Here is a 9620-nt window from a genome sequence, read left to right as displayed (position 1 = left end):
TCGCCGCGTTGCTCCTGAACTTCGGCGATTTCGCACGATTCTCGCGCAACGAGAGGTCGATGAAGATCGGCAATTTCCTCGGCTTGCCGGTGAACTTCATCGTCTTCGCGATCATCACCGTGATCGTGACCGCCGGTACCGTACAGGTCTTCGGCAAGGCGATCATGGACCCGATTGAGATCGTGGAGCGCATCGGCAATCCATGGGTCGTGGCCCTGGGATCAATCACCTTCATCGTCGCCACGATGGGCATCAACATCGTCGCGAACTTCGTTTCCCCGGCCTACGACATCGCCAACCTCCACCCGGAGAAGATCGATTTCAAACTGGGGGGACTCATCACCTCGATCCTGTCGGTCATGGTCTGCCCTTGGATCTTCGTCTCCAGTCCTTCGGCAATCACGCTGTTCGTGAGTGTCTTCGGCGCGATCCTCGGACCGATGTTCGGGATCATGGTGGCGGACTATTACATCGTGAAGCGCCAGAACGTGGTGATCGAGGATCTCTACACGATGGACCCGAACGGCTCGCTCTACTTCGAGGGTGGCTGGAACAGGAAGGCGATCATCGCCCTCGTGGGGGCAGGCATCGTCTCCATCGGGTTCGCTGCTATGGGCGCTTACGGCATCGTACCGAACGGCGGCGATTGGGGCTGGTTGATTGGTGCGGTTCTCGGCGCGGCCTTCCACGTCCTGCTGATGGGAAGATCGCCAGTTATTGTGCCGCGCACGGCGGGCGCGGCGGCCTGAATTTCTTGGTGCTCGCCACCAACTGTTGATGGAAAGGGGGCGCCAAACCCCTTTCCACTCTCTGCGACCCGATGAATGTCTGCTTAGGAGAGTACCTATAAATGCAGTCTTCGGTAGAGTTGGGTCGGATGCGGAACGTCCGCTTACGGACGCAAGGCCGGAGTTCGCTTGCCACCCTCAGCCGAAGTTGCCGGACGGCCGACGAATGGCCGCTTTCAGGAAGAACGCCGGGCAATCCATGCGGCTGGGTTGGGTCGGGTGCAGTCGGTACCGAGCGTTAAATCCTAACCGCTACTCGACAACTTGGGGCAACTTAGCGCGACCTAAGGCACGTGCTCGCGCTGCTGCGGGCGGTCTTGGCTTCGATGGAACGGTATCACAGGACGGATACGGCATTCTTCGCCAGTGCTATCATGCGGCATGTTCGAGCACGCCCATCGTCACGCGCACCTCTGGCCCGGAGTGCCCTCGAAGTTCATGCCGTAGATGCCCGCGATGGCGGTCGGCACCGCCAGGATGGCTGCCCACGCCGCCAGCTTGCGCGTAATGGCCGTCTGCTGGGCCTGGCCCAGCATCAGGCTGGCCTCGAAGGCGAAGGCGAGCACCTCGCGCATCGCGTCGATCTCCTCCTGCACGCCGCGAAGGTGATCGGAAACGTCCCGGAACAGGGGCTGCATCTCCTCGTCGATGGCGACCATGTCGTCGTGTTCGAGCTTGCGGCAGACCTCAACGAACGGGACCACGGCCGAACGCAGGCGCAGCAGATCGCGGCGTAGCAGGTACAGGCGCTCGACTTCGGTCGGGAGCAACTCGCGCTTCAGGACGCGGTCCTCGATGGCCTCGACCTCGGCCATGACCGTCTCCATAACGGGCCGGTAGTTGTCGACGATGAAGTCGAGGACGGCGTGCAGGATGTAGTCCTCGCCGTGAGCGAGTTGCCTCGGGCAGGATTCGGTCTTCTCCCGAACGGGAGCATACGAGGCCGAAGCTCCGTGGCGGACGGTGACGATATAACCCCGCCCCACGAAGATCTGCGTCTCGCCTAGCGCGATGCGCGCTTCGATGAGCTGGGCGGTACGCACGACCACGAAGAGGCCGTCGCCGTAGCGTTCAACCTTGGGGCGCTGGTGGGCATGCCGCGCGTCCTCAATGGCGAGGCGATGCAGGCCGAACTGCCCCTGCACCGCGACGAGCAGTTCCATCGACGGCTGGTAGAGGCCGATCCAGACGACGTGGCCGGGCCGCCGCGCCCAATCCCCGGCCTCGTCGATCCGGATGTCCGCGACCCGGCGTCCGCCGGCATAGACCCCGGAGGCGACGATGCCCGGGACCTCGGCCCCGACGGCGGCGACAGGACCATCGGCGGCAGGGGCCTTCGCAAGTGACGCCGGTGACCGTGCATCGCCCCCGCCGACGCTCGCTGCCATGCCACCGCTCATGACGTACGCCCATCGCGGCGGGCGTCGGCCTCTTGCGCCTGCCCATTCCCGTCCGCGGCTTCCACCCCGAGCTCCCGCTCGGCCAAGAGCCAGAAACGGATGTCGAGTCCCTCCGGTCTGTGGTTGCGGTCCCAAAGCTCGAAGGCACGTTCGCGGATGCGCTCGAAGGTGATGTCGTTTGTCAGGGTCATCTAAGCGCCTTCCCCGCAACGGTCCGCTGTCGCGTCTGCATCCATAGGGCGACCGAGACGCCTCGCGATGGTGGACCGCGCCGCATCCACGGCGAGCGTCGCCGCCGCCAGGGTGCGGGGCTCGCTCGTCCGCCTCATCGCATGGCGGGCGATGCTGGCCGCGAGGTCGTCGGTCTCGCCCGCCATCGTCTCCAGCTTGGCGCGGTCGGTCGCATTCCGGGCGTTCGAGCGGATCTCCAGCAACCGCAGGGTCGCGACCTCGATGCGCTCGCGCCGGACGCGTCCCACCCGCTGGCGCAGCCACGCGGCGACGGACCCGAGGCCGCCGCCGAGGATGGCGACCAGGTAGATCCAGCTCTCGTAGCGCTCGATGAAACTCTCCTGCTCGCGCTCGTAATAGTCGATGGCGCCCGGGTGGATGGGTAGCCGTGCGCTGGTCGCACCGACGGTCGTGTCGTAGGCCGGATGCGTGACGTCCTCCGCCGCGGGCGCGGACTCCGATAGGAGCGTCCGCATCTCGAACAGGTGCTGGGTCACCTCCGCGGCGACGCTCCGGGACAGGGTCGAACGGGCCATGAGGCGGTAGGACGACCCGACCGTCGGGACGTCCTCGGCGGGGAGGCGCGGCTGCCCGTCGTAGAGGCCGGCCGGAATGGTCACGGCCTGGAGCCGGGGAAGCCGAGCCAGGGTAGACGCGGCGTCGGGCGCGCCGAACAGCGTCGCCTCGCCGTTCGCGTCCGCACCCCGGACGATCCCGACGATGCGTTGGGCGGCCGCCGACGTCGGCGTGGTCAGCAGGATCACGGCGGCGATGCGGCCCTCGGACAGGAAGCGGCCCAAGTCGCCCTCCTCGACCGGGACGAGGGCCACGGTCCGTCCGGGCACGTCGCCCTCCGGAACGTCGGCCCGCAGGTCAAGGCCGTGTCGCTCGACGAGGCTCCGAACGAGGGCATGGTCCGCCTTCCGGGACGCGAGGATGCCCAACCGTTTGCCCGAAAGGGCGGGGAACCCGTCGATACCGGCCTGGTGGGGCGCTACCACGAAGGTCGCCTGCTCGCGCAGGACCGCCAGGGTGAGCCCGTTGCGCGGCATCGACACGTCGGGCCGTACCACGGCGAGGTCGGCCTTGCCGTCTTGAAGGGCCTCGGCGCTCTCACGCACCCCGCCGTAGGGGACGATCCGCAGGCGGATAGACGCCTTTCCCTTGGACAGGGCATCGGCGTAGGCCCGTATCAACGCCGGTTCCGGGCCTCCGTTCGGGGCCACGGCGACGACCAGAGTGGTCGGGCGCGAGAGGTAGGCGTAGGCGAGGCCGCCGACGGCAAGCGCAAGGAGCGGCGAGCACAGCCAGATCACCCGCCGGATCGGCGACCCCACCTTGCGCAAGCGATTACCCCCGTCGGCGCCTAGTCGCCGAAAGCAAAGGTGGGCTGCGGGAGGCTCCGTTGCGAGTGAGTTTCGCCGCAGATCCGCGCCTTCGCATCGAATCCTGATGGGACACTTATGCGGATGGCCTAGTCTCCCGCTCGAACCTTTATGCGGCCAGGCTCAGGTTATGGATGCGGTCCCGACGATGGATCGCGCGAACCCAAGCCGATCCATGCCCGTCCCCCTTCCGGCCCCCGCCATCGTCGCCGAGGCCCCGCAATTCCCCACCACGAGCTTCGTCGTCGGCCAGGACCCGCAGGGTCGCTGGGTCGCCGTAGAGACCCACGGCCTGGGCGGCGGGCTCTTCCGCACGCGGCACGACGCGCTCCACTACGCGGTCGACCTCACCGGCCATCGACCGGACGCCGTCGTGATCGCGACGGACCGCATCGAACTCCGGATCTGAGATGAACGGTGGCGCCCAACGACTGCGGGCCCGCAGTGCCCGCCGCCTCGTCGCACGGTACGTGGCGGCGGGGGCCATCCTGGTGCTCGGTGGCGCCGCCGGGTGGGCCCTGGGCCTGTCGGTCTCCGTAACCGTGGCGACGCTCTGCATCGGATTGCCGGCGATGGCGCTGATCCAGCATTTCGCCACGCGGGAGCACGGGCGCCGAAGGGGGGACCGTCGGATGCGATGGCAGTCGGCACGGCAGAACCACGGCCTTGGCGCATCACTCGCCCGAAGCCGCAGATCATGACGTTGGCCCCGGACGAGATCGAGCGGATCGCGGAGAGCCTCGCGTCCGCCCATCGCTCAGGCGGTGAGAGCCTCGACGCAGGCCTCCACCGCCTGGCCGGAATGGACGAGGCCGAGGACGTGCAGGAGGCGACGTTGCGCATCCTGGCGGACGGCCACGTCGGCTACGCGCAGTGCGCCACCAGCCAGATGACCGCCCGGCTCCTGGGATGCACGGAACCGGTGATCGCCCCACTGCGTCGCGGAGCGCTTCTGGACGACGGCTCGACCTTCCTCCTGCCGCGGGGGATCATCGGGGTCGGGGCCGGGTACTGCTTTGTCCTCGGGCACCCGCTGGGGGAGGTATCGGAAGGTCCGGCCGGAGAGCGCGAGGCGGCCGATGCCTGCCTCGCCTGCCATCTCGAACTGCATATCATCGGACGTCGCGTCCCCCATGGCATCCCACTGAACGCGTCGACGGCCACTGCCGAACTCGGGCTCGACGTCGTCCATGTGCTCGGGCCCAGGGTGCGCGACGGACGTCCCGTCGACCTCGCCTCGACCGAGGTCCGTATCGACCTCGATGGCCATGCCGTCACCCGGGGGTGGGGGGGGGATACACTCGGCGCACCCATCGCCGCCGTCGCCTGGACGGCACGGTGGCTGGCTGGCCGCGGGCGCCGCCTGGAAGCCGGCGAGGTCGTCACGACGGGGAGTTGCACTGGCCTCGTGCGGGTCGTCCCGGGCCAGCGGGTCAGCGCATCCTTCGGGGATCTCGGGACGGTTTCCCTCGACCTCGTCTGACCAGACGGTCGCTTCGCAACTGGGCTTGACCAAGGACGTGGGGCGCCGGATGCCGGCGGGATGACATTTCTCGCCTACGCCGGCGCCGCGGTCGCCGAGATTGCCGGATGCTTCGCCTTCTGGGCGTGGCTTCGCCTCGACCGTTCGCCGTGGTGGCTGGCGCCCGGCATGGCGTCGCTCGCCCTGTTCGCCTACCTGCTGACCCTCGTCGACAGCGAGAGCGCGGGACGCGCATACGCGGCCTACGGCGGCGTCTACATCGTCTCGTCGATCCTATGGCTCTGGCTGGCCGAGGGGCACCGCCCCGACCGATGGGACGTCGGCGGCGCTGCGATCTGCCTCCTCGGTGCCGCGGTCATCCTCCTCGGACCACGCGGAACGTGACCGGCACAACCCAGGGCTCGCTCGAAGCAAATCCGAGCGTTGATACCACCCCATCACCGCGGCGGAGTTCGAACCAACCCAGCCAGTGAGCGGCCCCTGCCGACATCTCAAAAGCAGACAAAGCCTGCCATCGGCGGACGACTGCCTTTCGACCTATCCCATCCTTCCAGATGGTCTCATCGCGAAGGTCGCCCTTGCGGCCTGCTCCCGTTGGCGAAGCACCCAGGCGTGGGTTGTGGCTGCTCGATTTCGATGCGATAGGCCGCAGTGGGTGCGCGGTCCGTCGGTCGGATCGGCAGGTCGAGCGTTGGTCGGGCCGCCAGCGCCGGAGACCCGCGCCCGTGTCGTCGCCTTCTCGTGCCGTTCCGCGGCCTCGCCGCCGACCCCTGTCGGTGTTCCGTGATATGCTCGTCAGCGAGGCCGGCGGCGGTCTCGTCCTGATGGCCAGCGCCGCGCTCGCGTTGGCGGTGGCGAACTCGCCGCTGGCGGACACCTATTTCGCCGCCCTCAAGACCTATCTCGGCCCGCTGTCGGTCCTGCACTGGATCAACGATGCCCTGATGGCCGTGTTCTTCCTGCTCGTCGGGCTGGAGATCAAGCGCGAGGTGCTCGACGGACGCCTGCGCACCTGGCCCGACCGGGTGCTGCCTGGCTTGGCCGCGCTCGGCGGCATGGCCGCCCCTGCGCTCGTCTATGCCGCAGTCAACTGGAACTCGCCCGAGACGCTGCGGGGCTGGGCCATCCCGGCCGCGACGGACATCGCTTTCGCCCTCGGCGTTCTAGCGCTGCTCGGCTCGCGAGTGCCGGTTTCGCTCAAGATCTTCCTGACGGCCCTCGCCATCATCGACGACCTCGGCGCCGTGCTGATCATCGCCCTGTTCTACACCGCCGACCTGTCGCTCCCGATGCTAGGCGGGGCCGCCTTGACGCTGGCCATGCTCTACGGGCTCAACAAGGCTGGCGTGGCACGCCTGTGGCCGTACCTGCTGCTCGGCGCCGTTCTTTGGGTGTTCGTGCTCGCGTCGGGCGTCCACGCGACTATCGCCGGCGTGCTTCTGGCCCTGACCATCCCGCTGCGCCTGAGCGTCGGCAAGCCGGACGATCCGACCTCGCCACTGCACATCCTGGAGCACGCGGTCCATCCCTGGTCGGCCTACCTGATCCTGCCGGTCTTCGGTTTCGCCAACGCGGGCGTATCGCTGGCGGGGATTACGCCGCGGGTGCTCCTCGATCCGGTGACGCTCGGCGTTGCGCTCGGCCTGTTCGTGGGCAAGCAGGTCGGGGTGTTCGGGCTCGTCTTCGCCGCCGTGAAGCTCGGGCTGGCGCAGCGCCCGGCCCATGCCGGATGGTGGCAGGTCTACGGGATTTCGCTCCTCTGCGGCGTCGGCTTCACCATGAGCCTGTTCATCGGTCTGCTCGCCTTCGCAAATGCGCCCGAGCTTGAGGCCGAGACCAAGGTCGGCGTGCTGATCGGCTCGCTGGCCTGCATGGCCGCCGGTGCACTGGTGCTGCGGTTCGCCCCGGCCCGCCCGGCCCAGACCTCAGCCGATGCCTAGCCGCTGCACCAGGCCGCATCAGCCTTCCTCGACCTCCCAGAACCCGGTGAAGCATCATGCCTCGTCAGTTCCCAAGGCGTCGTACCGGCACCGTCGACGGCCGCCTATCCGATCTCATCCTAGCCCTGACTGGGGTTCTACTTCTCGGGATGGGCTTCCTGATGCTGCTGTCTTGGCTGTCAGGGGATGCCGAGGCCGCGATGGCCGGGTACGGCATCATGCTTAAATTCTGAGATCCAGCCCCTTACGGCCCTTCGACCGATGACGACGTTCACCGCGACGCTTCGCGAACTCTACGAGGAGGATACCGGACGCGCGCATCGCTTCCGCTACGGCCTGCTCGTGTTCGATGTCGCGACCATCGCCTTCGTGGTCGTCACCTCATTCCTGCCGCTGAGCCCCTGGATCGTCGCCAGCGACGTGGCGCTGGGCCTGTGCGTGCTGCTGGACTTCGCGGCCCGTCTGTTCGTCAGCCGAGCGCCGCTGCGCGAGTTCCGGCACCTCAGCACCTGGACGGACCTGGTGGCGGTGGCCTCGTTCCTCGCCCCCGTGCTGGTCGAGGGCGTCGGCTTCCTGCGCATCCTGCGGACCTTGCGCCTGCTGCGAACCTACCACCTGTTGGAGCGGCTGAGGCAGGACAGCGACCTGTTCCGCCGCAACGAGGACGCGATCCTGGCTGCGACCAACCTCGTGGTCTTCGTGTTCACGATGACCGGTATCGTCTACGCCACACAGCACGATCACAACCCGGCCATCCAGACGCCAGTCGACGCCCTGTACTTCACCGTCACGTCGCTCACGACGACTGGCTACGGCGACATCACTCTGCCGGGGCCGAGCGGCCGGCTACTGTCCGTGTTCGTGATGATCTGCGGGGTGACGCTGTTCTTCCGCCTCGCGCAGGTGGTGTTCCGCCCCTACAAGGTTCGTTTCCCATGCAACGCCTGCGGGTTGCAGCGCCACGAGCCGGACGCCGTGCACTGCAAGGCCTGCGGCAACCTCCTGAACATCCCCGACGATGGGGCCTACTAGCCGCCCGCCGCGATCTCGCCGAACCGCCGGTAGCGCTCCTCCAAGTCGGCGAGGTCGGACGGCTCCGCCACGTCGCGGCGGGCGGCGGCGATGACGAGACCGGCATGCCGGGAAAGCTCAGCCGCACGGTCCGGCCGCCTCTCGACCTCGGCGACGCGGGCGAGAACGTCCAGCATCCGACCGAGTACGTGGACCGAGCCGGCAGCGTTTTGGCGGATCATGTGGAACATAGCATCGCACAGCCCGTCGTAGTCGGTGACCGGACGGACCAGCACCGGGCGTCCCTCGCGCGGCACCACTCCGGTCGGCAGGTGCCGCGGGGCTATCCGGCATAGCGCGTCGCCGAGATGGTCGACGACGCTGCCGGCGGTGAACGGGTCGTTGATGCCGGGCGAGAGCGCCCGGACCGCGATCTCCACCAACTGCCGCACCGAGTATTCGGGATCCTGGAGCGCGGCGGGGCGGCGCCCCAGCGTCACGGCGTCGAGGACGGCGACCTCGGCGCCCTCGGCCGGCGCCGACAGGAACGCGACGGGGAAGCCGCTCGGCACGTAGTCGCCGGGCCGTACCCGTAGCGTGACCCTGATCCCGCGCTCGACGGCCCAGTCCGCCAAGGCCTCCTCGTCAAGGGCCTGGACGTAGCCACCGCCAGTCGCGGCCACGGCTCTTCCGGTCGGGGTATCGTCGGGCCGGTCGGTCCCCGGCTTGTCACGGGTATGCGTCGCGATGGCCTTGCACAGGTCTTGCTGGACGGCATCGACCACGGTCTCGATGTTGATGCTCGTGGCGATGTGGTGGACGAACCAGACCAACGTGCCGACCGCGACCAGCGCCAGGAGGAGGGCGCCGGTGATGGCGAGGTGCGGGACGAACGGAACCTCCTCCACGGTGCGCACCGTCCGCAGGACCATCAGCGCGTAGGCGAAGGTCCCGAGGAAGATGCCGAGCACCGTCTGGTTGCGGCCGTCGCGGATGAAGTTGCGCAGGAGTCGGGGCCCCATCTGGCCGGAGGCCAGGGTCAGGGCGGCGATGGTGATCGAGAAGGTCGTGCCGGCGACCCCGATGTTCGAGGAGGCGATGGCACTGAGCAGCGCCCGCGCGCCTTCGGCCCCGCCGGAATAGCCCCAGTTCGCATCCGGCGAGGAAGGGTCGTATCCGACGACGTGGGCCGTCTCCAGCCAGACACCGAACTGGGCCAGAAGGATGCAGCCGAGGACGACGAGGGCCGGCCGGAGCCAGAACAGGTCGCCGAGGATTTCCAGCCAGGCTTTGACGCGCGCGCTCATCGTTGTGGACCGACCCCTTCCGAGCCCGGCAACGACCGGCACGATGGGGCGTTCCGGAAGACCGCTGCCGGGAAG

General features: G+C 68.1%; 11 protein-coding genes. 7 read left to right on the top strand and 4 right to left on the bottom strand.

The window, feature by feature from the left end; genetic code table 11:
* Nucleotides 1-749: cytosine permease (locus FV226_RS12360; RefSeq protein WP_187278748.1), on the top strand; the 749-nt coding region annotated here is incomplete at its 5' end.
* 440 nt (nt 750-1189) lie between these two features.
* On the opposite strand, the gene FV226_RS12355 is transcribed toward FV226_RS12360, so the two are convergent.
* The 3 genes from FV226_RS12355 to FV226_RS12345 all read right to left on the bottom strand — a co-directional run bounded on the left by FV226_RS12355 (nt 1190) and on the right by FV226_RS12345 (nt 3765).
* A complete protein-coding gene (locus tag FV226_RS12355) occupies nt 1190-2071 on the bottom strand; it encodes a magnesium and cobalt transport protein CorA (protein WP_281406039.1) in 882 nt (293 codons plus the stop codon).
* Nucleotides 2072-2184: 113 nt separating this feature from the next.
* Nucleotides 2185-2379, bottom strand: a complete 195-nt coding sequence (locus tag FV226_RS12350) for a DUF2934 domain-containing protein (RefSeq protein WP_147763147.1) — start codon at nt 2377-2379, stop codon at nt 2185-2187.
* Entirely contained in the window at nt 2380-3765 is a 1386-nt protein-coding gene (locus FV226_RS12345) for a TAXI family TRAP transporter solute-binding subunit (RefSeq protein WP_147763146.1), read from the bottom strand. It abuts the gene before it with no gap.
* Between the two features lie 214 nt (nt 3766-3979).
* Here FV226_RS12345 and FV226_RS12340 point away from each other — a divergent pair, with 214 nt between their 5' ends.
* From FV226_RS12340 to FV226_RS12320, 6 genes are all read left to right on the top strand, one after another.
* Complete coding sequence (locus FV226_RS12340; protein ID WP_246691583.1) at nt 3980-4213, top strand: hypothetical protein; 234 nt, start codon at nt 3980-3982, stop codon at nt 4211-4213.
* Between the two features lie 228 nt (nt 4214-4441).
* The gene (locus tag FV226_RS12335; RefSeq protein ID WP_147763145.1) at nt 4442-5287 is read left to right on the top strand and encodes a fumarylacetoacetate hydrolase family protein; all 846 of its coding nucleotides are present in this window, start codon (nt 4442-4444) and stop codon (nt 5285-5287) included.
* A gap of 60 nt (nt 5288-5347) precedes the next feature.
* Nucleotides 5348-5671, top strand: a complete 324-nt coding sequence (locus tag FV226_RS12330) for a YnfA family protein (protein ID WP_147763144.1) — start codon at nt 5348-5350, stop codon at nt 5669-5671.
* 404 nt (nt 5672-6075) lie between these two features.
* Entirely contained in the window at nt 6076-7227 is a 1152-nt protein-coding gene (nhaA, locus tag FV226_RS12325; RefSeq protein ID WP_246691586.1) for a Na+/H+ antiporter NhaA, read from the top strand.
* Nucleotides 7228-7283: 56 nt separating this feature from the next.
* The gene (locus tag FV226_RS27955) at nt 7284-7460 is read left to right on the top strand and encodes a hypothetical protein (protein ID WP_187278747.1); all 177 of its coding nucleotides are present in this window, start codon (nt 7284-7286) and stop codon (nt 7458-7460) included.
* Between the two features lie 28 nt (nt 7461-7488).
* Nucleotides 7489-8259, top strand: coding sequence for a potassium channel family protein (locus FV226_RS12320; RefSeq protein WP_147763142.1), 771 nt, complete (start codon nt 7489-7491; stop codon nt 8257-8259).
* On the opposite strand, the gene FV226_RS12315 is transcribed toward FV226_RS12320, so the two are convergent.
* The gene (locus tag FV226_RS12315; RefSeq protein WP_147763141.1) at nt 8256-9545 is read right to left on the bottom strand and encodes a DUF2254 domain-containing protein; all 1290 of its coding nucleotides are present in this window, start codon (nt 9543-9545) and stop codon (nt 8256-8258) included. The genes FV226_RS12320 and FV226_RS12315 overlap by 4 nt on opposite strands.
* Between the last annotated feature and the right edge of the window lie 75 nt (nt 9546-9620).

Source organism: Methylobacterium sp. WL12 (genome assembly GCF_008039475.1).
GTDB lineage: Bacteria > Pseudomonadota > Alphaproteobacteria > Rhizobiales > Beijerinckiaceae > Methylobacterium > Methylobacterium cerastii.
The sequence above is the reverse complement of the archived record's forward strand: the minus strand, read 5'-3'. Positions and strand labels throughout refer to the sequence as shown.

Bases quoted from the DNA above. Each gene is read 5' to 3' on its own strand.
- FV226_RS12350 (WP_147763147.1), bottom strand. From the start codon at position 2,379: ATGACCCTGACAAACGACATCACCTTCGAGCGCATCCGCGAACGTGCC.
- FV226_RS12340 (WP_246691583.1), top strand. From the start codon at position 3,980: ATGCCCGTCCCCCTTCCGGCCCCCGCCATCGTCGCCGAGGCCCCGCAA.
- FV226_RS12335 (WP_147763145.1), top strand. From the start codon at position 4,442: ATGGCAGTCGGCACGGCAGAACCACGGCCTTGGCGCATCACTCGCCCG.
- FV226_RS12330 (WP_147763144.1), top strand. From the start codon at position 5,348: ATGACATTTCTCGCCTACGCCGGCGCCGCGGTCGCCGAGATTGCCGGA.
- nhaA (WP_246691586.1), top strand. From the start codon at position 6,076: ATGCTCGTCAGCGAGGCCGGCGGCGGTCTCGTCCTGATGGCCAGCGCC.
- FV226_RS27955 (WP_187278747.1), top strand. From the start codon at position 7,284: ATGCCTCGTCAGTTCCCAAGGCGTCGTACCGGCACCGTCGACGGCCGC.
- FV226_RS12320 (WP_147763142.1), top strand. From the start codon at position 7,489: ATGACGACGTTCACCGCGACGCTTCGCGAACTCTACGAGGAGGATACC.
- FV226_RS12315 (WP_147763141.1), bottom strand. From the start codon at position 9,545: ATGAGCGCGCGCGTCAAAGCCTGGCTGGAAATCCTCGGCGACCTGTTC.